A 20,206-nucleotide genomic window follows, 5' to 3' on the forward strand; every position below is an offset into this window, starting at 1 on the left:
TCATCAATGATAGGGCTTACGTGCGCTTATGGTGCACTATAACTAAATATCTAGTCATGACTAAGATTGAGTCAGTGCACTTTTTGACACGCTGGGTGCCAAGTACATGAAAGTCAGGCCTATCGAATTCAATAAACCAAATAACGAGTACTTCATGCTGATGCTCAGGAGTAAAGCGAATACTGCAAAGGTGAGTACGATGTAGTGAGGAGTGTTGGGGCGTTTTTTAACAAAAAAACCACGATGCGCTTCAAACCATACAGTGATAAAAAGCCAGTGGACGCGATGAAAAGTTGCGTCCACTGAAATTGACTCTTGGTGATCTGCATAAGACAAAGTGCAAAAAATAAGAGTGAGACGACCAAGGTCTCGAAGATTAATCTAGACAAACTCGGTAACATAAAAATACCTAATACATTTGGTTTGCAATGACCTATTTCTGTCTTGTGTGGCTATCGACTATTTGATGCGCTATTCAACCATATCGCCCGCTTCCATCTCTATTTCCGGTGAGGTGGCTTGCTCTTCAATGGTTCGCTGCGCTTGCTCCTGGTACTCGAGATTGTCTTGATCCTTTGACTCGACCATCGCTTGCACGGTGTCACTTTGCATCGCTTCTTTCATTTGGCTTGCCTCGTTGAGCATTTATTCTTTTGAATCGAACTTGGCATGTTGTAGCTTGAGAAGTGGTTGCTGCGCTTCTTTGGATAGGTGAAGACTCGGTGCGACCTTTCGTAGTAAGTGGTTTGAACATGGGCTGTGACAATGTCACGCTACGTTTGTTGAAAGAAGGGCAGATGTCTTTCATGACATCGAACTCCAAATCCAGCTTAGTGATGAGATCAACACCTGGCGTACGTACGTAACACAGCAAATCATCCAAAGCTTGGATCTCACTCGGCGAGACCGCCGGGCCTTGTGACCGTTTGATGGCCCAATGACACACCGTCACGCAGCGTGTTCGCGCCGTACGACACGTTTTCTTTAGAAATATCGACTTCTTGCTCCCCCAAGTCTTTGGAAGAGATTTGCGCCATTTGTGCTGATGGCGCACGAAAGAAAAAGCGCGTGTTCAACAAATCAAACATCTCATCGGCGGCGTTCTTGCCATAGGTTTTCAGCAACTGCGCGTACGATTGGATACCAATTAAGTAACACCCGCCAAATTTTCGCACTTCGGCTGTGATGGAGCCGAGTTCAGGTAATTTATGCAGACTGGGCATTTCATCCATCAAGACCCAAATGCGGCGGTCTTCATCGGCTTCTAGCCCTAAAATGGCGTTGGACACGATAGCCAACCACATGGAGATGAGCGGTCGCAGTGACGCATGCTGCTGCGCGTTACTCTATAAGAACAAAAAGCCGGTCTGCTTATCGTCTTGTACCCAGTCTGTAATAGAAAACTTCTTCTGCAGCGCTTCGTCTCGATGCTCATCATCAAGGCCGTCTAAAAACGCATGCTTTTCATGTAGGTGGCCAATACCGATTTGATGGAAATCGCGGTTTTCTTGATGTCCTTCGATGCCAGGGCGGCGGCCTCGGTGCCTTCCAGAAAATTACCTAACGCTTCAAGCTCACTGGTCAAAATTAAACTCAATAGGCGTGCGGTCGTCGCGGGTTTATTGTCCTGGCTCATGCGAAAGGCGGTGGATGAAAAAATGGTGCGCGCTGAGTCAACCCAAAATGGATCGCCATCGCCGTGTTGTGGGATGAGGGCCGCGGCCATGTTCTCAAAGTCGGGGGCGTCTTTTGCGTCGCACCACACGTCCCAATTCGCGCATCGAGCATCAAACGGGTTCAATATGACGTCGGTCTCAGGGCGGTAGAATTTACAGGTGAACACACAACCTTTGTCGTAAATAATGGCCTTGTCGCCACGCTCTCGTATCCATCGCACCAGTTTGCGGATCATCACTGATTACCCGCCGCGCCCGTGGTGCCATCGCCATAACCGCGTTTACGGTTCACTTTAGCGCGCTTGATTTGCATCTTGGTTAATACTTGTAGCTCAACCAGACGAAAACCACGCACATGAAAGTCTTCACTCTGTTTCTCGCCTTGCTCTTTGAAAAAACGCTGCAGCAGATAAAAGATGAAGAATCCGACCAACATCGAAATGAGGTAGTAGACTTGGAAGTTTCGCCACTCCTCGGCGTGAATATCGAGAAGCACGACATTGTCAAGCTGAGACGCGAGCGTGGATTGGTAGCGCTCACCGTCCCACACTGGGTTCACCAAGTTGTCTAATAGCGTATAAAATATTCCGCCAGTAATAGAACTCCCCCAAAAGGCGTGACGCGAGGGTGGCCAATAACATCCCAAAACCAATGAACTTGATGATGGTGTTGTTGACTTGGAAGAACATTCGAATGGAATGGAAGATGACTTGGCCACCTCGGGTAAAATGATTGCTTTTCTTACGGGGACGCATCGTCGCTCCTTATTTAAGAGTTGGCGTTGAAGGTAAAGTGGTGAAATGAACGTATTCACTGCTATTCAAAGGAAAGGCGCGCTTACGCCATGATTTTCATTGGGGATTTGATACACTGTGCGACTGATTGGATAAACAGAGCGCTTTGATGAGTCAAAATTTAAAACACTACCTAGCTCTGGATGAGCTGGTTACCCATTCACTGCTGACGCTCTATTGCACTATGAGTCAGCAAGGTGGGTTTTGGACGGTAAAGAAACGCAATGCCTTCTTGGTGAAATACCTCAAACCGAAAGTAAAGCAGGCTCAATTCTCTGTGTGCAAAAACGACCTAAAAACCATGCTCACTATTGGTCGCCAAACCAGAGGCAATCTTGAGCAAAAGTTGTGGACGGTCAATCAACTGAACCTTGAGTATCAGGCTCGATTGTCACAGGCGGATGAACTCTATCTCATGCTGACAGACCTCAATGATCAGCACCAATTTCCTTCCGAGCTCGACCATCCCGACAAAGCGAGAGAGGAGGAGATCTTGTACATGACCCAGTCAGAAATTGAAGAAGGGTTTGATAAAGACAATAACCAAATCAAACCCTTGGTGATGACTGTCAAAACGACGCGCCTCAAAGCGCTGATTGAGGCCGTGCAAGCCCAAGGTGTCTATCGCGTAGAAATCGAGCATGTGGATGAGCATGAAGTGATTCACTTACTCTTGCATCGCATTTCCTCCCCAAAAGTGAGCGATAAGCACGTTGTTGGACAATGACCTCTTTATTTCTCCCCCTCTGTGCCATCTAAGCTTTTATATGAGACCCAGTTAACAAAGCATCACTACTTTCAAATGAATTTTGACACACACTTCGACAAGCATTATATATGCTGCCGCTTAGTCATATAAAAACTCAACAATAAATAGGCTTAACATGAACCCAATGATTAAAACGTTACTGAACATTCGCACTTTGCGAGCATTCTCTCGAGAATTAACTTTTGAGCAGCTTGAAGAAGCACTGGATAAATTAACAACCGTGTATCTGGAGCGCCAGGAAAGCGAAGAAGCTGAACGTGAAGCGCGCGCAGAAAAAGAGGCCAAAGTGGCTGAAATGGCAAAACAAATGTCAGAGAGTGGAATAGGGGTAGAGGACTTACTGGCAGAGCTCACTGGACAGCCAAAAACAAAAAAAATTCGTCAACCAAGACCCGCGAAATACCAATACACTGATGAGAGCGGCACTGAAAAAACATGGACAGGACAAGGTCGCACACCTGCGGCCATTCAAACGAAATTAGATGCGGGTCAATCCATTGATGATTTTTTGATTAAGCGCTAGTTTCTTTTACTCAAACAATGGCTTACTTATCATAGCCAGGCCTGCTGGGCTTATTTATCACGAGAGATAAGCCCACAATGACCCAACATTTCGACGAGAATGATACCTTACTGAAGTCAGAGACGGTATTTATGAAAGGGCTTGGAGACGCCAAAAAGCGCCCCTGCAGACGGCTATAACGGTCATACTTGACCCTTTGCTCAGCAAAAAGTCAGGGCAATGGACAGAGCCCCCATGACTTGGCGCTGGCAAACACATATCAATATTACAAAGCATTAAACGAAAGGTGGTTTAATGCTCTATTGCCCCTTTATATGGTAACAAGCCACGAAAGACTTACATCACCTTCAATTACAGTAATTATAAATAAAGAGGGCTTCAGAGCCTCGGCTCGTTGTTTGTCGTTTTTATAGATATAGTCACACAGTTTCAATCAAATGGATTAACTCATTGCGCCTTTGGTCAGAAACGACCGACCAGTGTACACCTTGTATCGCTCCCTCTAGAATCCAAAGCAGTTCAAGTTTAACGGGAACATTATGCGAAGCTCGAATGGCGAGGAAAGCGTTGGCTGCGCCAACACGATATAAACACTCAACAGAATCAATACCAGCCTTCCTGAGCATCCGTTCTGTGCTTGCTTGAAAGTTCGGTAATACTCTCAATTTAACGGGGAAAGATAAACGTTTTGATAACCCTCTATTCTGGGAATCGTTCAGTGCACATTTAGCTAATTGAAGCACCTGGTTACGATCCTTCAATACATCATTAGGTAGGATGTAATAAGAGGTGACAACCCGACCCGTCCGTTTTGTATAAGAAAAGGGCTGAAATCCACGCTTTTCAAACACTTTTTTTTGGCTTTCATTCGCTCTTATGCATAATCGCTCTTTCGCAACGAAAGCAAAAACTGTCTTATCTGAAAATAAACCAAATCCGCCGAACATAGAGTGCGATGTTATGCTTCCTAATGGTGATAATAGATCCATGTAATGTTTCAAAAAATTGTTAGGCATACTGATGAATACTGTAATGTTTAACCTCATTTTTAGAGGAGGTATGATTTAACTATTTTATGGGCTAATGCAAAGTAAAAGCATGATCGAGTTCTCATATTAACCGCCCATTTGGAACGCCGTATAACATGACCATAATACGGATAAAATACCGTTAACAAGCTTCTAGCATTTCAACTAATACGGTGCTTCGCGTCTCACCTCAATAACAGGAAAAGGGCTCAGAAGTAGAGGGTAAGTGAGAGACAAATATAAAATAACGTCAAAACCCGTCCGGTTCTTACTATCAATAAAGTAGCCCACTGAGACGGTCCACTAAAATTTCCTGAGACGAAATTAAAAAATAGGGGTTGGTCGCGCTCAGTGAGCTAGGGTTATCGATTAAAAACGAAAATACTTCTGACGTACTGCGTTTGTCTGGCTCACTCTACCTACTACATGCAGGCATATAGCAGGTGGAGCGAACCTTGATTTATTCCATAACACGAAAGTGGGGTGGGTAAATTCGTCCAACGTTTGGAAAGTGAATCCATTGAATGTTCTGCTTGTTCAGGGCTCTCACAAGGGTTGAGCGTTTTTATAACTCAGGAACAAATTTCTTAAGATCACGATGGAGATTAGCTGGGCAATCTCCAATTGCGCTCCAATAGTCAACAATACCTTTGATTTTGCCGATATCTGCATGACCGTTGTCATGCATAATTTTCATTAACTCTAAAGTCGGAATAGACTTCACTTCAAACGTTTCGGCTAACTCAGCCATGTCTTGATCATCTGTCACCACAGGAATATCTAACTCTAGCGCATACGCAATGTAGAGGGCATCAACCTTTTAGCGTCTTCTATAAGTAAGCACGAAATGTCGCCAGTCGTTGCCGTCGAGCATATCGAGAACAATGAGTGGTTCAGGTTGTTTTAACATGTCAGGGCCGCATCGTATTTTTTCATCATAGGTTATTGTATTCGATGATGGAGGGATAAATTGAGTGGCGAGTATGATGACCGTGATCATGACCATGTGTCGTGTTTGTTTGAGTAATCACGATGGTTTCAATTGTTGTGTTTTGTTGTGTCGTTGCCAGCGTCACTGTGCCAAAACCAAGATTTGGTAAACTATTATCCCATAAAAGAGAGCCTGAAAAGGGGCATAGCGCAAATACGCATCCGTTAGAGCCGCAAATCAACATACCTTTTTCTAGCAAGAGCGTAGTGGTTCCTAATGCCTGGTACTCTTTTCCTTGTGGCCGATTTCTCCACACTTCTTGTCCTGTTAATTGGTGAATGGCGATAATGTGACCATTGGTTGCGCAAAATAATAACTCTTTAAGGTATAGCGTTTTCGCGGTTTCTTTCTCTTCTGCCTCGATGGGGGAGTGTATGAAACAAGTAAATCCTTGCTGCGTCAGTTGACTTGCCTCCTCTTTTAATGTGCCATCTTCATTACTCAATAAAAGATATTCATTTTCTTTGTGTAGGAAAAGATAACGCATTAATCGCATTTCCATACAGGCAGTTGATGTGCTTTAGGGATAGGTTGGTTGTAAGGGTATTTCATTTGCAGTCCGTATTGGGCTTTTGGGTTCATAATTATTTTCCATTGTTGAGGTGTCTCGTCCTAAAATACGTTGACGGTGTTATGTCATGCTTTTTAAGCTTCTCTTGATAAAAACTAGAACAATACTGAAGCCCTCTCTCTTAGTGATGGATTGTCGCATGACGATAACATCGAGTTTTTACCGTCATATCTAAGGCCTTCACAACATCGCTCGCTTTCATTTCATTGCTGACTTCATAACCCATGATTTTAAGACTGAAGGCATCGGTAACCAATGACAAGTAATGAAAGCCCTCGATCGACTGAACATAAGTGATGTCGCTCACCAGAACCTCTCTGGTTTTGACGGAACGACTTCTTTTAGCAAGTTCGGATGTTTTTTCATCCAGTGCCTGCTGTTCGTTGTTTTGGTGTAACTCCGTTTCGGCTTAACGAGTAAGCGCTCTTCCCTGAGGTAATCAAACAAAGCATCACGCCCAAGTTTTACTCCCTTAGCTATCAGCCTAGGTTTCAATAAGAAATAGAGCTTACGAGTTCCTAGCCGAGGCATGAAGCGTCTTAGTTCAAGGACCATTCCTTTAACAGGAGCAAGCTCAGCCTGACGAGTTGCCTCACGCTTTTCTCTCTGTGACGGGATATATCGAGCAATGAGCAAGCTTTACTTAAGCTTAATTTCCTCTCCTTTTGAAGGCTTCTTGCTCCTTCGCTATATACTTTTTCTTAGCGACATCCCATGCTCAGCATCAATAATATCAACAACTCTGTTGAGAAGAAGGCACCTAAGACGTTCGTCTTCGAGCTCTTGTTCAAGTCGTTTTATTTTTTGGGCGGGTGTTTCATTCACTCTCGGTGATTTTGACATCGTGTTCTTCCTTGGATTGGTAGTCCAATCCATTTTGCCATGCTTTCTTAACCAAGTAAGAACGGTCGAACGACCTTGTATGCCGTAAATTGATTGGGCTTGTTTATAGGTCATATCGCCTTTTTCGATGGCGTCTACAATCTGTAATTTAAAGCCTAGTGTGTAATCACGCTGAGTGCGCTTAACGTAGTGTTTATTTGGAATGGTCATATGTGTAACACATTTCAGGACGGGACAGTGATTAACATCCTTGTTTAAATGCCCTCGACACCTAGTTTTTGATAAGTTGACCATTTAAGAGGGTATTTAAGTTCCTTAAAGCGCAATGGCTATTTATTCTACCATTTCTCCAGAGTCCATCTCGATATCTTGAGATATCGCCGACTCTTCAAGCTCTTGATGCGCGCGCTCTTGATGGTCATTGTCTGATTTGAGCTTTTCCGACTCCTTGCTGGCTAACGCTTTGACTGTCTCACTTCGTTGTGCTTGTTGGATTTGGTCGGTTTCCAGCTTCATCTCTTCCGGCGTTTCAAATTGCTTGGCTTGGATTTCTGTGAGTGCGTTACGCTCTTCTTCGTTGAGGAGCATACCTGGGGCGACACACTCAAAGTAAATCGCTTTTTGATACGCTTTGGTCATGGCGGGCGATGGGGTGTAATCACGTTTTATAAAGGCCGGTGTCACATCTCGCATCTTATCAAAGTGCAAATCCAGTCGAGTGATAAAGCTGCTTCCTGGTACGCGAAGGTAACATTGCAAATCATCCATGGCTTGGATTTCACTGCTAGAGATAACCGGTCGTGTCACCGTCTGGTGGCCAATCGATACCCCATCACGGAGTGCATTTGCACCGTAAGAAATGTGCTCTCTTGAGACATCCACCTCTTGCTCACCCAAATCTTTGGATGAGATTTGCGCCATCTGCGCTGATGGGGCGCGAAAGTAAAAGCGAGAGTTGAGTAAATCAAAAATAACGTCCGCGGTATTTTTTCCGTAGGTTTTCACGAGCTGCGCATAAGACTGGAGACCAATCACATAACAGCCCCCAAACTTACGCACTTCGGCAATGATGGTGTCAAGCTCAGGCAGTTTATGCAGACTTGGCATTTCATCCATAATCACCCAGATGCGGCGGTCTTCATCGTCTTTGAGTCCCAAGATAGCGTTAGAAGCAATGGCAAGCCAAGTCGAAATCAAAGGACGCAATGAGGCGTGTTGCTGCGCGTTACTCGATAAAAACAAAAAGCCTTTTTGTTTGTCATCTTGTACCCAATCGGTGATAGAAAACGGTTTACGTTTGGGCTCTCCTTTCGTGTCTTTGTCATCCAAGCCATCTAAAAAGCGTAGGCTCTTAATGTAGGTAGCGAGCACCGACTTAATGGAGATGGCTGTCTTTTTGATGTCTTTCGAGACAAGGGAAGCAGACTCTGTGCCTTGCAGGAAATTACCCAGGGTTTCAAGTTCAGACGTGAGTATCAGGCTAAGCAGCCTTGCGGTCGAGCAGGGCTTGTCATCTTGGCTCATGCGATACGCCGCACTTGAAAAGATAGTCCGGGCGGAGTCGACCCAGAATGGGTCACCTTCGCCATGCTGCGGGATAAGGGCGCTGGCGATATTTTCAAAGTCAGGGGCTTCTTTTGCATCGCACCACACATCCCAATTGGCGCAGCGTTCATCGAAGGGGTTGAGTAAGGTATCTTGGCTAGGGTCAAAGAACTTACTGGTAAAGGTGCAGCCTTTATCATAAATAATCGCTTTATCCCCACGTTTGCGTATCCAGCGCAGCAGTTTCCGCAGCATGACGGATTTACCGGCCCCTGTGGTGCCGTCAATCAGCATGTGCTGCACTTCAAACTCACGTTTAAATAAGGCCAGCCCATCCACTTTGAAATCAGAAATTCGTCCGTTGCCTACACCCTGTTTCTTGAGTTTCTTTGCCCGTTTTTTCAAATCATTTGTGAGCACTTTGGGTTCGGCGTATTGAAAGCCTCGAACGTGGAAATCTTCACTTTGCTTTTCGCCTTGTCGTTTAAAGAAACTCATGGCGAGCATCAAAATAGCGAAGGCAATACCGATGGCAATTAAGAAGTTGATTTGTATTTGGTGTATCACGTTATCGTAGAGGTCGATGAGTTGGGTGTTTTCCAGTTGGGAGGCGAGCGTACCAACGTAGCGTTTCCCGCTCCAGAACGTCGTGACTTCGCTGTTAAGATTGTGCCCAAAGCTGGCATAGATATGATTGCGCCAGTAGTAGAACACAGACCAAAAGGCGTTATCGGGCGCGCGTAGCCAGGTAAGAACGCCAGTGAGCGCTATCACCGACCAAATGGCGGCGTAGACTAAGGTATTGTTGACTTGAAAGAACATCCGAATGGAGTGAAAAGTAATTTGTCCGCCACGGGTAAAGTGGTTGCCGGACGCGCGTTTAGGTCTAGGCATCGTGGTTCCTTGAGAGTGAAATGCAGTACTTTTTATATAATTACCTGCGTATGCAGATGAGCTGGTTTAGATTGGAGGTCAATTATGTGGACGAAGAAAGGTCATCTAACAGGGCAGAAAAAGTCCTTCAAGCTTGAAGATATCTGGCGAATTCGCACTAGGCTTGAAATCGACCTTGCTCAATCTCGCTATCGATTGCAAGTTACGTTCTTGTGACTTACTTAGAATGAAAGTGAGGGATATCTCTTCTGGTGGTGCGATTCAAGATCGCGTGCTTTACAGCCAGAGGGGTACAGTTTGAGCTCACTTCACGCACTGCACAGCCAACTCTCTGCACCAGACTCTATTTTCCCAAGTCCTCGAAGGCAGGGTAAAGCAATTAGTTGTAGCAGTTACGCCACCATCATTTTCCGCTGGGTAACGGAACTCGGCTACGATCCCTATCTCTATGGTACCCACTCGATGCGCCGTACCAAGGTGACGTTAATTTAGGCGAGAACCAAAAACATTCGCGCTGTGCAACTATTACTTGGCCATGTTAAGTTGGATAATACCATTTGCTATTTAGGCGTAGAAATTGAGGAGGCTCTGAACATCTCTGAGGGGATAGACTCATAGTAAGGTTGGGGTGTTGATTTTAGAAAGGTCATTTTTAATGACCTTGAAATGATTATTATAAAACAATAGGTTAATAATATTTATTCGTTATTTTTGCCGTATTATCCCCTTTGAGTTTGCCGTATTTCTTCCTGTCATAATAAGGTTGCGTTATATTACGAACACGTATGAAAGTTAGGAGGTTCAAATGACAGCAGTTGATCGCGTTTATCAAAAGATAAAGCGCTCCAGACGCTATGTTTTTGAGCGCAAAGACTTTGATGTAGGTTTCACCCATTCGCCACGAGCCAGATACGGGCTTATTTCTACACCTCGCTCTGTGCTCTAATACTGGCGTAAATTTGATAACCCAACGATTAATAGTGGCCTGATCCACAACGACTCCGCGCTCCAATTGTATCTCTTCAATTTCACGATAACTGAGTTTATAGGCGAGATAATAACGTACGGTTTCGAGAATAACTTCAGAGGGGAAGTGGCAACCTTTAAACATTGAGATTCAGAGTATTAGGTAAAGATTGAGTAAATCTTAACCGACAACGCAAAACTTTGCGACAAAACCCATCATGTCGTACGGACATTGTTTATTTAGATATTCCATGTATTCTACTTAATGACCATCTTGCGGCTTTAAATGTTCCATTTCATTGAATATGTAGTCATTCAATATCACACGTTTGAAAAGTAACTTTCGCGTAACTTCAGGGACATCTACTTCGTTACACACGGATTCAAACTCTTGGGTAATCGTAGAAATTTGAAACCTAATAATTTCTTCTGCTTTTTCAGCCTTAATATTGAAACTTGGTGCTGCTTGCATACAAAGTGATAACAGAGATAAATTAAGATTTTCGAAGATCTTCATTCCATGACTCGCCTCCCCACCTGTACGGTTTTGTGGACAAATATCATAAGCCGGTGACAGGGATATTTTCTCCCCTTCTACAAAGAAAGCATGATTTCGAGCATGGTCATCCGTATTACCGATCAGTACATTAAATACCATCCGTGCAAATAGCTCTTGGCTATCAGAGGTAAAATCGATGCAATACTGCTTCATATTGTTCACTAGGTCTGCGTAAGATGCCTCTCTAGCCCATGTTTCATCTAAGCCTAAAACTGTCAGCCCGGACACCATTGAGCGACGACACCAAACGTCACCAACTAACGCTCTATCAAAGCGTCTTACAAGAAGAACATCTTTTCCTAATACTTTTTCAAAAATAACTTCGGCAACATTGAGTCCTGCTAACTTGGCAAGCCTCATTGCTACGTATTCTGATTGTACAACTTCGTAAGTATCATTTGATGCTGAAAACTTAGCAATATACTTAGCTTCATTACCAGTGATCATCGCTTTCGGGCGAGCACCTCCGAGGGATGTACCATGCATAAGTGCTCTATCCAAATCCGAAGAGATTTCCTTACCTTGACCGACGATTTCAGACGCATTGTATAATTCTTCAAGAGTTGCCGCATCAGTAGAACGATCAAAATACTCAGTGGCCGATTCTTGAAAATCGAGAGAACCGATCCGATCTGAAGCGGAATGCATCAAATACGTCATTTCGCCTAACTCAGCATCGTAGTCTTTGCCCATCAACCGAGAATTAATGACCCTACGTCCCCAAGCATCTGGAGCTGCATCACGCAAGCAAGAGAATATAGGCATACCTTGAACTGGTTCCTTAGTACCAGCAGAAAGCGGTAATTCATTTGAGTAAATTGGTTCTGCATCTGAACGTTTCAAGTAAGACTGACCGTACGTAAAATGTTGGCCAGTTTCATCAATAGTGAGTCTACCTGCTACCACAGGCTCTGATTGTCCTTTAAGCCATTTCCAAACGAAGCATTGATTACTAGAAGTCATCATCTAAAATTACCTTTTTCCTTCTTACTCGATTAGGCAGTAATGCCTCAATTTTCGCATTTGTTTTACGTTTAATAGCAAACTGGTTTTCATCGGGTTCAAATAAAGGAACACCTAATACCCAAGCAGTTTCGAAGTAGAGTCCGATACTTACAGACGGATCACCTTTAAGAATCTTTATCATAGTGGGCTTAGATACCCCAACTCGGGAACAAGTCTCTTCTACAGTGATTTTCTTTTCCTTACGCTGGATTGTAAGCATCGTGGCAAAATGAGTTAGTGCGGCACTAGCAACAGTGCTAACCTGAATGTTACCTCTTCCCATAGTAAATTAACCTTTACCGTAAATATAATAAGGTAAATATTAATTTACCAAAATTTAAATGTCAAAGTAATAGGTTAGAAATAATTATAGTAAAAACTATTTTACTATAAAAATCTTAAAGTGAATTGTAGTTTACAATAAAACAGTCATTGAAATGACTGCAATGAAAAACAGAGATCCTGTCTGAACTCTCTATTTAGTTATTGCTTTACCACACTTTGGTCGAGTAGACGACACCTGAGAAGCTTTTGGACAAAACCTTCCAATTACAGTCAATGATGCGAAATGTTTATGCATTTAATGCAGGAGTGCATTCATTGTTAATGCAGCACCTTTCATTCTATTAAACAGCTACAAACTCAAGCTTGCTCTCATTATTGTTCAGTGTACAATATAGTATTGCACACTGAACAATAGAGTAAAATCATGAATGCCAATACGATAGCAAACAAATACCTTGAAGCACTTGAAGAAGCAAACATTGAAAAAGTACTATCGCTTTTCACGCCAGATGCGTTGGTGAGTTCACCACTTTACGGTGAACGTAAGGCAGCAGACTTTTATCCTGAATTGTTTGAAGATACGAGCAGTTCAAAGCTAACCTTGAAGGGCGTAATGGAAGGGAAATCAACTCGTGACTGTACAGATTTGATATCTATCTGGTTCTACTTTGACTGGACACTTGCCAATGGTGAACCTGCACCTTTTAATGTTGTCGATGTGTTAGAAGTCGACAAAGGTAGCCGCTTGATTACCAAATTAAATATTGTTTACGATACTTTTAACATTAGAAGTTCGTTCAATCTGTCTAAAAAGCAGACCTCCCTTTAGCAAGTACTTTATAGATAGCGGTACCTTTATGAAAAGAAAAGCAAATACAACACCTCTCTCTAAGGAAATTATAATCGAGGTAGCACTGAATCTTATTGCGGAGAAAGGAATCGATACGTTTAGTATTCGAGACGTAGCTAAACGGTTAGATACCTATCCAACAGCTATCTATTGGTATTTTAAAAACAAAAACACACTGTTAGGTGAAATTGCAAATACAGTGATGTCTAGTGTCACACCTAACTACGGTAACCTGGATTGGCACGTCTGGTTGACCCTGTTATTCCAAAACTACAGAGGTGCAGTAAAACACCATCCCCACATCGCAGATTTGATAGGAGGGCGACTTCTGGCAAATGCGTATCAAGATCCTAGATTGCTAGATGGAATTATAGCTGCTCTTTTGGATGCAAATTGTCCGCCGTCTCATATAGTCCCTATGTACAACACAGTAATTGCATCAATGTGTGGTTTCGTAACCATGGAGTTCGGTCATTTACCGCTAGATAATGCGGATGAATGGGAAGCTAAGTTAAGAGGGGAGGCTAAGAAGGTAGAAAATAGTGAGTATCCAAACTTAACTCGTTTTCTACCTCAAATGATGAATGCTTCTTTCATTTTACGCTGGCAAAATGGCTATGACAAACCGATGGATGAGAGTTTTAATAGGTATGTTGATGTTTTTATAGATGGTTTGAAACACCAGATTAACGCACTAAACGAGATGCCATAGCAGGAATTTTATACCTTATGGTAACGTTAATTTCAGAAAGTATTGTGCTTAACTATGCACCTCATGAAGCCAATAAGACACTTTTGAGTTAGAAAGTGCCACGAGTCAAAATTCAGGTCTATGAAGCCTCTGGACAAAAGCTTGTTACGATCTACGGAGCACACTGTATTTTCTGATTACTTCAGGTATAGAAAACATGGTTAGGCAAAAGGCAAGACTTGACCCCATTAGTTCGTTCGTGCTGCCCAAAGGGCTGCAACGGGTTCGAGACTATGGATTTATGCATGGCAATGCGAGGCGGTTAAGGCTGGCTATCTTACTCTTGCTGGCACCACAGTGGATCTGTCCGATGCTAACGTCTCTCCCTGTGCGCAGCAAAGCCGTACGAACGTGCCCTTGTTGCGAGCACGAAATGGTGTGCGTTGGGATCACCCGACCGAGCTAGCCAGCTGACGAGCCGAAAGGTGCTCGCTTATAAGGATAATGGTGCAATGAACACCGCGGAGGTCTAACACGTAAAAGAGACACAGGACAACTATCGGCTTGGGCAGATCGTCAATGATCGGCTCAATGGCTTCATTCGGCTTGAAGACGCGAGGGGAGCCTAAACCCCTCTTGCTCAGACTGAGCAAATTACTAATAAAGGTGTCACCGTGACGGGCTTGTTCAACAACCAGATAAAGTGTCGGCTGGGCGACACTTATCCTTATTTGTTATAAGCGTGCCAGAGATTCGCGCAGTTTTTCTATGCTTTGAACTCCAATCTCACTACTTTTCCACCCAAATTTGTCACCATTAAACCTAGGAAAAATATGGAGATGGTAATGTGAAAGCTCATTGAATTTACCGTTATTTTGAATAAAAGATATACCATCTGGTTCAAAAGTTCGCTCAATACGTTGATAGAGGTCTCTGGCCACCGATTGAATTTCTGTAAGAACTTGGTCTGGTAATTCAATGTAACTTTCGTAAGGGTAGGTTGGGCAGATCAGTATGTGTCCAAAGTTAATAGGATCATGATCAGCGAAGGCTATAACATCACTAGACTCATATACGATTACAGCTTCAATTTCTCGATTAACTATTTGCTCTACTATTGTCATTTGACCTCTCTCGACCAAAGCTTATAACGCTTATTAGGCGACAAATTGTCGTCTTTCATCTTTCGGCAATGCCATCATTTTAATATTAACTCAACTGACAATCAATAAGTTATGACACATGAAGGGAAGTTAGATTGCAAGATGTCGCCTAATGACGAGAATGAACGGTTATCAACTCAATCGAATAAGTTTTAGTAGGGTAAACGCACGCCCTCTAAATTGTGTAGAGTATTTAATCTAAATGTTTTTGGGGCAGAAGTGTTTTAGAGTAGTCGCACTAAGGCACTGTGATCACCAAGCGATTCTGTCGTATCGTAACTACCAAGCGACTTTGTCATTCGCTTAATTACCGAGGGAAATTGACGGTCTCTATTTTTACGTAATCCTTTGACTAGTGCTACGAATTAGTCAGGGGTGATCTGCTCCAGCAGGACTGGACACTACATTAAGCGACATTTCGTTGTTCAAAGTTAATTGGGCTTAGATACCCAAGAGCACTGTGCCTTCTTGTTCGGTTATAATCAACCTCAATATATTCAAAGATCGTTTGACGCATAGTGTCTCTAGTCATGATCGGCTCATATTGGATCGCTTCAACTTTCATCGAGTGAAAGAAACTCTCTACGCAGGCATTATCCCAACAATTTCCTTTTCTACTCATACTTTGCTTTAAATTATAAGCAGTTATGAGTTCACGATAATCTTTAGAGCAGTATTGGCTTCCTCTATCACTGTGAATAATTACATCCTCTGGGAAGCCACGACGGAATAAGGCCATCGACAATGCATCACAAACTAGAGTCGCTGTCATTCGTGTCCCCATAGACCAACCGACTACCTGCCGTGAGTACAGGTCAATAACAACCGCTAAGTAAAGCCAGCCCTCACTCGTTGCTATGTAGGTGATGTCGCCCGCCCACTTCTGGTTAGGAGCACTCGCTGTGAAATCCTGTTCGAGTATGTTTGGTGCTACAGGCATTTTATGGTTGCTATCCGTTGTGCATTTAAATTTGCGGGCTGCTTTCGCCACCAAACTCTGGCGCTTCATACTGGTTGCGATGGTCTTAACATTATGTTTATTCCCATTCTCAGCTAACTCAACCTGAATACGTCTTGCACCATCTCTGCCTTTGCTATTTTCGAAAGCTTCCTTCACCTTTTCATCCAACACGTGTCGAGCTTGTAGACGCAAGTTGTCTTTATAGCGATGCTTGATCCAATAATAAAACCCACTTCGGGAGACCGAGAACACCTTGGCCATGCGATAAACGCTAAAGTCCACCATGTTCTCGAGCATAAATTCGTAGCAATCTATTTTAGATTCTTCGCGAAGTAGGTGGCGGCCTTTTTTACAATATCTAGCTCTTCAGCTTGTTCGGCCAGTTGTCGTTTAAGTTTGGCAACTTCAACGGCAAGATCTTTTTCTCTTTGGCTAGAATTGGTGTCTTTCGTTGCAGCTTTACGCCAGCCGTAGATTTGAGATTCATGTAGCGAGAGCTGCTTTGCGGTGGCAGCTACACCTACTTTCTCTGCTAACCTCAGAGCTTCGGCTTTGAATTCAGGAGAGTGGAGAATACGTTTCTTCTTGTTTGTCATGGTTCACCTCGTTAGTGATTGTACTCACTTAACGCAGTGTCCAAAACTACTGGTTCAGATCAGTTTATACTAAGGTGCCATGAGTTACCCAACAACTTTAAAGCTGACAAAATACAAACTAGATTCCGTTGGGTATATCTTTCGTAATAGCCATTTGAGCATAAAAACAAATGGTAAATTCTCCGCTTTGGCATGTTTTCTACAGAGCTTTTCAAACTCAACATTCTCAACATCAACTATTTCTAGTATGCAGATTTTCCGCTCATCTTCGAGAGTAAATGCTTCAACAACCTGTCCAGGGTAATAATGGCTTTCAGATTTATCTCTAATCGTTGCAGTTTTTTTACCAGAAAGAATCTGGCGCTCTAACCTAGTGAAAAATGTCATTCTATCCAATGATTTACACCAACTCTCTCCAATGTCTTCCAAGTTTACACCAGCATTAAATGAATCGGCAATAAGCTCTTTCTTTTTTAAGCTTCAATCTAAGCCAATGGACTAGTGAGGGAAATCATTGGGGATATTTTCTGTGTCGCATAACTTTTAATATGGAAAAGTCCGTGAACAGGATATGAATGAGTGAAAGGTCTACCAAATAATGGGGCACTTTCGAGCTAGAAAGTGCCAAGGGTAGAAATTCAACCTAAGAAACTCTTGGACATAAATGAGTTTATAAAAACCTTACATTAGCGATTCATGAATAACTACAGGTATGGCAATTTGTTTAACTTAGGGGCCAGTATTGATGGGGTAGCTCATCTCTAAAAGGCAATAATAATTTGCATAGTTGTTACTATGAATCTAAGGTGTACAATAATACCTAACGAGGCAGTATCCATGCGAATTTCTAGGGAAGCAGAGCAGTACATTCTACAATGTCAGTTAACGGCGTTAGAGGAACAAGAATACGAAAATGATGATCATGACAGTATTCAAGAGCCAGTGACCGTTAATAGCTTGAGAGAAGCAAAGCCTTTACTCGATAAGGGCATAACTGTCGTATTAAATGGGAAGCATTTGACAGCTAAAAACGGTCGTGTCTTTGCGGCTCCAGCTCATGTGATTAACCGAAGTGTAAAGCTTGGGTTTGAGGAAGCAGAATTAGTTAGTGGTGCCATGCGTGTGATGGAACATCATATAGCTCATGGTTCTGTTAAGCACATGTATCGCCTACTACAACAGGATGCTCAGAAAAGTTTTGATGACTTCAAGGAAGCCATTAAGCCACATACAAGTGCAGATGATACACAATATTTAATAGCAAAAGACTTGAACGAGATTGAAGCTAGAGCAAAAAACTTCCCGCTAATTACAGCAAAGCAAGCATCAGTACTGTTTGGAGAAGTAAGTGCTGCAAATCCTTCAAGATTGGTTGCTAAACTCAAAAAAGAAATGAAGCTACTCGGCTTTTATTTTGGAAATTCTCGTAATATCCAGATCCCAGCGTTTCAGTTCGACACTGAACGTCTTGGTGTGTACAAGCCAGTCGAAAGGTTGTGTCACATATTTGATGGGTTAAATGATTGGGGAGTGTATAAATGGTTAACAACTCACAATGATGATCTGGAGTGCACACCTGCTCAAGCTATAAGCCGACCCGAGCTTGAAGAAGATTTGCTATACCTAGCAGGTTTGTTTAAGTCTCAAAGCACATTGCGTGACTTAACCTTTGCTTCAGAAGAGCAAGACTATGAGTAAGGCGCCACCACTGCTGAAAATCGAACCTGGTCGTCATTTTTACCGTGCATTAAATAAGGTATATGACGACAATGGTGAGCGTGCTTACACAGCCATAGATCCGAATCCATTTCTACAAGTTAAGTTCACTAGTGATATTAGGGCTATCTACTCTGATGGTACGGTCACCGCTGGTCGCTTTTCGCCATTCCGCTCTAACGACAAAGCAGTCCCTGCTCTGTATATAGCACCAACTAGAGAAACGGCCTATTTTGAAACGGTACTACGACCACTTGCTACAGATTCAGTAGTAACGTTATCATCCAAAGAGTTTCAAAATCTCGCTGTGGCTACAATCTCTTTTAGAAAGGAGCTAACCTTTGCTGATTGTAGAGCTGCATATCTGAAAGGCGGGGCCGAAGCATTTTGGGATATTAGTTTTGATGATTTGTTTAACAAATCTCAGCTGAAATGCTTGGATATAGCAAGAACGCTAGCTAAGCACATTCATAATACCTACCCCAATGTAGATGGCTTAGTTTGGGATAGTGTTCAACAAGGAAATATTGTCCCAGTATACGTGATTTTTGGACCAAAGCGGGAGGGAGACATACATTTAGAAGTGGATGCTTTGGAGGATATCGCTACATGGAAGCCTTATTTACACCAAGCTGTACAGAATGACCACTTAACCATATCTTCAGATCTAGCATCGCTACTTTAAATGTTAGCGTGGCACTTTCGCGTTAAAAGTGCCACGGGTAAAAATTCAACCAGAGAAGCTTTTGGACAAAAGTTTGTCAGCGACTTTACTAAATTAGCAATTAATGAATAACTGCAAGTATGGCAAACGGCTTAAATTCAGGAAGTCCAGTATTGTTGATGTAGGTTAGATCGCACAATTTACTTATATAGAGGCATCGGGCTTGTTCAACAATCGGATTAAGCGCTGGCTTCGCAGCGTTAAATTCTTATTTGTTATGCTGCTATCTCACTTAGTTTGATGTACTTTGTTTCTAAAGGTAAATCTAACAAACCTAAACGCAAAAACTCTGGCTTTACATCCACTTCTGGCAACTCGTTCAATGAAAACCACCTAAACTCAAGATCGACGCCAGACTCAATACCACGAAAAGGTTCGTTCAATGGAAATCTATGAGGTTCGCTTAGTTGAACAAAAAAATAGTTAGCGATTTCATGATACTTTTTATTTGCATGTTCAAAGAAACTTTCAACGTGCCAAAGATGCTTCTTAACAGACGACTCTACCCCTAACTCTTCTAGTAGCTCTCGATTCAATGTAGCATCTGAGTTTTCGAAAAACTCAACTCTACCACCGGGAAGCGCCCAAAAAGAATCTCCGACAACTCTATGTAATAACACATGATTATCATGAACAATAACGGCAGCACTTCGAAAGTTAAATCGAGCATCACCTTGATCAAATCTCAACATTTTTACTCCTTGTAGCATAACGCCTTCTATATGACTCTGCGCCGCATTTTACGCCCATATAATGCAGACTTTCACCTATCACTTCAATTTGTAATCAATAAGTTAGTGACCACATTGAGAGGTTAGACTGCTAAGTGAAGCATAATTTCTAGATGTACTGAATTCGGATAACTTTTTGTAGGGTAAATTGCCATTAACAGGATATGAATGAGTTCTTGTTCTAGCTGATAAAGGGGCAGAAATGAGCTAGAGCTACTACTCTAATGATTCATTAGAACGAATAGCAGCGTACCGATGCGATCGCTGCCATTTTAAGAGGATACTTTATTGCTTGCTATTCATGGAAACAGGAACGTAATACTTT

21 protein-coding genes and 4 pseudogenes are annotated in these 20,206 nt (G+C 42.7%); 9 read left to right on the top strand and 16 right to left on the bottom strand.

The window, feature by feature from the left end:
• Positions 1 to 471 precede the first annotated feature (471 nt).
• A complete protein-coding gene (locus AB6E08_RS23400) occupies positions 472 to 645 on the bottom strand; it encodes a hypothetical protein (RefSeq protein WP_231904586.1) in 174 nt (57 codons plus the stop codon).
• 77 nt (positions 646 to 722) lie between these two features.
• On the opposite strand from AB6E08_RS23400, the gene AB6E08_RS23405 reads away from it, so the two are divergent.
• Positions 723 to 866: a hypothetical protein gene (locus AB6E08_RS23405; RefSeq protein WP_372045998.1), complete on the top strand. Its 144-nt coding sequence runs from the start codon at positions 723 to 725 to the stop codon at positions 864 to 866.
• A 27-nt stretch (positions 867 to 893) separates the two neighbouring features.
• Here AB6E08_RS23405 and AB6E08_RS23410 read toward each other — a convergent pair whose 3' ends face one another.
• The 3 genes from AB6E08_RS23410 to AB6E08_RS23420 all read right to left on the bottom strand — a co-directional run bounded on the left by AB6E08_RS23410 (position 894) and on the right by AB6E08_RS23420 (position 2,235).
• On the bottom strand, positions 894 to 1,289 hold the full coding sequence (locus tag AB6E08_RS23410) for a type IV secretion system DNA-binding domain-containing protein (RefSeq protein ID WP_371692762.1): 396 nt from the start codon (positions 1,287 to 1,289) through the stop codon (positions 894 to 896).
• Positions 1,290 to 1,447: 158 nt separating this feature from the next.
• Positions 1,448 to 1,912 (bottom strand): type IV secretion system DNA-binding domain-containing protein, encoded by a 465-nt coding sequence (locus AB6E08_RS23415; RefSeq protein ID WP_029225406.1) that lies wholly within the window; start codon positions 1,910 to 1,912, stop codon positions 1,448 to 1,450.
• The gene (locus tag AB6E08_RS23420) at positions 1,912 to 2,235 is read right to left on the bottom strand and encodes a hypothetical protein (protein ID WP_408059412.1); all 324 of its coding nucleotides are present in this window, start codon (positions 2,233 to 2,235) and stop codon (positions 1,912 to 1,914) included. The genes AB6E08_RS23415 and AB6E08_RS23420 overlap by 1 nt, the downstream gene beginning before the upstream one ends.
• Positions 2,236 to 2,579: 344 nt before the next feature.
• Between AB6E08_RS23420 and AB6E08_RS09525 the strand changes: the two genes are divergently transcribed.
• Together AB6E08_RS09525 and AB6E08_RS09530 are read left to right on the top strand one after the other, a co-directional pair.
• Positions 2,580 to 3,197: a DUF2913 family protein gene (locus AB6E08_RS09525; RefSeq protein WP_017100254.1), complete on the top strand. Its 618-nt coding sequence runs from the start codon at positions 2,580 to 2,582 to the stop codon at positions 3,195 to 3,197.
• A 157-nt stretch (positions 3,198 to 3,354) separates the two neighbouring features.
• Entirely contained in the window at positions 3,355 to 3,762 is a 408-nt protein-coding gene (locus tag AB6E08_RS09530) for an H-NS family nucleoid-associated regulatory protein (RefSeq protein ID WP_371705168.1), read from the top strand.
• Between the two features lie 419 nt (positions 3,763 to 4,181).
• Here AB6E08_RS09530 and AB6E08_RS09535 read toward each other — a convergent pair whose 3' ends face one another.
• From AB6E08_RS09535 to traD, 5 genes and pseudogenes are all read right to left on the bottom strand, one after another.
• Positions 4,182 to 4,751 (bottom strand): TfoX/Sxy family DNA transformation protein, encoded by a 570-nt coding sequence (locus tag AB6E08_RS09535; RefSeq protein WP_102579742.1) that lies wholly within the window; start codon positions 4,749 to 4,751, stop codon positions 4,182 to 4,184.
• A 604-nt stretch (positions 4,752 to 5,355) separates the two neighbouring features.
• Positions 5,356 to 5,541, bottom strand: coding sequence for a hypothetical protein (locus tag AB6E08_RS09540; protein WP_198927411.1), 186 nt, complete (start codon positions 5,539 to 5,541; stop codon positions 5,356 to 5,358).
• Positions 5,542 to 5,725: 184 nt separating this feature from the next.
• The gene (locus AB6E08_RS09545; protein ID WP_017100250.1) at positions 5,726 to 6,268 is read right to left on the bottom strand and encodes a hypothetical protein; all 543 of its coding nucleotides are present in this window, start codon (positions 6,266 to 6,268) and stop codon (positions 5,726 to 5,728) included.
• Positions 6,269 to 6,404: 136 nt separating this feature from the next.
• Positions 6,405 to 7,405: pseudogene (locus AB6E08_RS09550) on the bottom strand (IS3 family transposase); the annotation flags it as partial.
• Positions 7,406 to 7,528: 123 nt separating this feature from the next.
• A complete protein-coding gene (gene traD / locus AB6E08_RS09555; RefSeq protein ID WP_372065193.1) occupies positions 7,529 to 9,634 on the bottom strand; it encodes a type IV conjugative transfer system coupling protein TraD in 2,106 nt (701 codons plus the stop codon).
• Positions 9,635 to 9,718: 84 nt separating this feature from the next.
• Here traD and AB6E08_RS09560 point away from each other — a divergent pair.
• Positions 9,719 to 10,252 (top strand): annotated as a pseudogene (locus tag AB6E08_RS09560) (integrase).
• A 187-nt stretch (positions 10,253 to 10,439) separates the two neighbouring features.
• A pseudogene (locus AB6E08_RS09565) lies at positions 10,440 to 10,514 on the top strand (S-adenosylhomocysteine hydrolase); the annotation flags it as partial.
• On the opposite strand, the pseudogene AB6E08_RS09570 reads toward AB6E08_RS09565, so the two are convergent.
• The 3 genes and pseudogenes from AB6E08_RS09570 to AB6E08_RS09580 all read right to left on the bottom strand — a co-directional run.
• Positions 10,506 to 10,745: pseudogene (locus AB6E08_RS09570) on the bottom strand (IS6 family transposase); the annotation flags it as partial. The pseudogenes AB6E08_RS09565 and AB6E08_RS09570 overlap by 9 nt on opposite strands.
• 117 nt (positions 10,746 to 10,862) lie before the next feature.
• Complete coding sequence (locus tag AB6E08_RS09575) at positions 10,863 to 12,125, bottom strand: type II toxin-antitoxin system HipA family toxin (RefSeq protein ID WP_102421462.1); 1,263 nt, start codon at positions 12,123 to 12,125, stop codon at positions 10,863 to 10,865.
• Positions 12,112 to 12,447 (bottom strand): helix-turn-helix transcriptional regulator, encoded by a 336-nt coding sequence (locus tag AB6E08_RS09580; RefSeq protein ID WP_017100095.1) that lies wholly within the window; start codon positions 12,445 to 12,447, stop codon positions 12,112 to 12,114. Before AB6E08_RS09580 ends, AB6E08_RS09575 begins: the two co-directional genes overlap by 14 nt.
• A 426-nt stretch (positions 12,448 to 12,873) precedes the next feature.
• Here AB6E08_RS09580 and AB6E08_RS09585 point away from each other — a divergent pair, with 426 nt between their 5' ends.
• Positions 12,874 to 13,278, top strand: coding sequence for a nuclear transport factor 2 family protein (locus AB6E08_RS09585; protein WP_017100096.1), 405 nt, complete (start codon positions 12,874 to 12,876; stop codon positions 13,276 to 13,278).
• 28 nt (positions 13,279 to 13,306) lie between these two features.
• A complete protein-coding gene (locus tag AB6E08_RS09590) occupies positions 13,307 to 14,011 on the top strand; it encodes a TetR/AcrR family transcriptional regulator (RefSeq protein ID WP_017103707.1) in 705 nt (234 codons plus the stop codon).
• A 713-nt stretch (positions 14,012 to 14,724) separates the two neighbouring features.
• Here AB6E08_RS09590 and AB6E08_RS09595 read toward each other — a convergent pair.
• The 3 genes from AB6E08_RS09595 to yqfB all read right to left on the bottom strand — a co-directional run bounded on the left by AB6E08_RS09595 (position 14,725) and on the right by yqfB (position 17,139).
• Positions 14,725 to 15,114: an HIT family protein gene (locus AB6E08_RS09595; RefSeq protein ID WP_017100563.1), complete on the bottom strand. Its 390-nt coding sequence runs from the start codon at positions 15,112 to 15,114 to the stop codon at positions 14,725 to 14,727.
• Positions 15,115 to 15,559: 445 nt separating this feature from the next.
• Positions 15,560 to 16,710 (bottom strand): IS3 family transposase gene (locus AB6E08_RS09600; protein WP_371693082.1). Its coding sequence is split into 2 segments (ribosomal slippage): positions 15,560 to 16,467 and positions 16,467 to 16,710, totalling 1,152 coding nucleotides; the frame shifts between segments, so codons are not numbered across the junction.
• An 84-nt stretch (positions 16,711 to 16,794) separates the two neighbouring features.
• Positions 16,795 to 17,139: a N(4)-acetylcytidine aminohydrolase gene (gene yqfB / locus AB6E08_RS09605; protein WP_371693080.1), complete on the bottom strand. Its 345-nt coding sequence runs from the start codon at positions 17,137 to 17,139 to the stop codon at positions 16,795 to 16,797.
• Positions 17,140 to 17,547: 408 nt separating this feature from the next.
• Between yqfB and AB6E08_RS09610 the strand changes: the two genes are divergently transcribed.
• The gene (locus tag AB6E08_RS09610) at positions 17,548 to 18,408 is read left to right on the top strand and encodes a hypothetical protein (protein ID WP_016800229.1); all 861 of its coding nucleotides are present in this window, start codon (positions 17,548 to 17,550) and stop codon (positions 18,406 to 18,408) included.
• Positions 18,401 to 19,111, top strand: coding sequence for an RES domain-containing protein (locus AB6E08_RS09615; protein WP_016800228.1), 711 nt, complete (start codon positions 18,401 to 18,403; stop codon positions 19,109 to 19,111). The genes AB6E08_RS09610 and AB6E08_RS09615 overlap by 8 nt, the downstream gene beginning before the upstream one ends.
• 254 nt (positions 19,112 to 19,365) lie before the next feature.
• Here the strand turns inward: AB6E08_RS09615 and AB6E08_RS09620 are convergent, their stop codons facing one another.
• Positions 19,366 to 19,860 (bottom strand): NUDIX hydrolase, encoded by a 495-nt coding sequence (locus AB6E08_RS09620; RefSeq protein ID WP_241816736.1) that lies wholly within the window; start codon positions 19,858 to 19,860, stop codon positions 19,366 to 19,368.
• Positions 19,861 to 20,206: the final 346 nt, after the last annotated feature.

The organism is Vibrio sp. 10N.247.310.24 (assembly GCF_041467175.1).
In the GTDB taxonomy this organism is placed as follows: Bacteria; Pseudomonadota; Gammaproteobacteria; order Enterobacterales; family Vibrionaceae; genus Vibrio; species Vibrio tasmaniensis_A.

Excerpts from the sequence above, each read along its gene's own strand:
- AB6E08_RS23400 (WP_231904586.1), bottom strand. The coding sequence starts at position 645 with ATGCTCAACGAGGCAAGCCAAATGAAAGAAGCGATGCAAAGTGACACC.
- AB6E08_RS23415 (WP_029225406.1), bottom strand. The coding sequence starts at position 1,912 with ATGATCCGCAAACTGGTGCGATGGATACGAGAGCGTGGCGACAAGGCC.
- AB6E08_RS09525 (WP_017100254.1), top strand. The coding sequence starts at position 2,580 with ATGAGTCAAAATTTAAAACACTACCTAGCTCTGGATGAGCTGGTTACC.
- AB6E08_RS09530 (WP_371705168.1), top strand. The coding sequence starts at position 3,355 with ATGAACCCAATGATTAAAACGTTACTGAACATTCGCACTTTGCGAGCA.
- AB6E08_RS09535 (WP_102579742.1), bottom strand. The coding sequence starts at position 4,751 with ATGGATCTATTATCACCATTAGGAAGCATAACATCGCACTCTATGTTC.
- AB6E08_RS09540 (WP_198927411.1), bottom strand. The coding sequence starts at position 5,541 with ATGGCTGAGTTAGCCGAAACGTTTGAAGTGAAGTCTATTCCGACTTTA.
- AB6E08_RS09545 (WP_017100250.1), bottom strand. The coding sequence starts at position 6,268 with ATGCGTTATCTTTTCCTACACAAAGAAAATGAATATCTTTTATTGAGT.
- traD (WP_372065193.1), bottom strand. The coding sequence starts at position 9,634 with ATGCCTAGACCTAAACGCGCGTCCGGCAACCACTTTACCCGTGGCGGA.
- AB6E08_RS09575 (WP_102421462.1), bottom strand. The coding sequence starts at position 12,125 with ATGATGACTTCTAGTAATCAATGCTTCGTTTGGAAATGGCTTAAAGGA.
- AB6E08_RS09580 (WP_017100095.1), bottom strand. The coding sequence starts at position 12,447 with ATGGGAAGAGGTAACATTCAGGTTAGCACTGTTGCTAGTGCCGCACTA.
- AB6E08_RS09585 (WP_017100096.1), top strand. The coding sequence starts at position 12,874 with ATGAATGCCAATACGATAGCAAACAAATACCTTGAAGCACTTGAAGAA.
- AB6E08_RS09590 (WP_017103707.1), top strand. The coding sequence starts at position 13,307 with ATGAAAAGAAAAGCAAATACAACACCTCTCTCTAAGGAAATTATAATC.
- AB6E08_RS09595 (WP_017100563.1), bottom strand. The coding sequence starts at position 15,114 with ATGACAATAGTAGAGCAAATAGTTAATCGAGAAATTGAAGCTGTAATC.
- AB6E08_RS09610 (WP_016800229.1), top strand. The coding sequence starts at position 17,548 with ATGCGAATTTCTAGGGAAGCAGAGCAGTACATTCTACAATGTCAGTTA.
- AB6E08_RS09615 (WP_016800228.1), top strand. The coding sequence starts at position 18,401 with ATGAGTAAGGCGCCACCACTGCTGAAAATCGAACCTGGTCGTCATTTT.
- AB6E08_RS09620 (WP_241816736.1), bottom strand. The coding sequence starts at position 19,860 with ATGCTACAAGGAGTAAAAATGTTGAGATTTGATCAAGGTGATGCTCGA.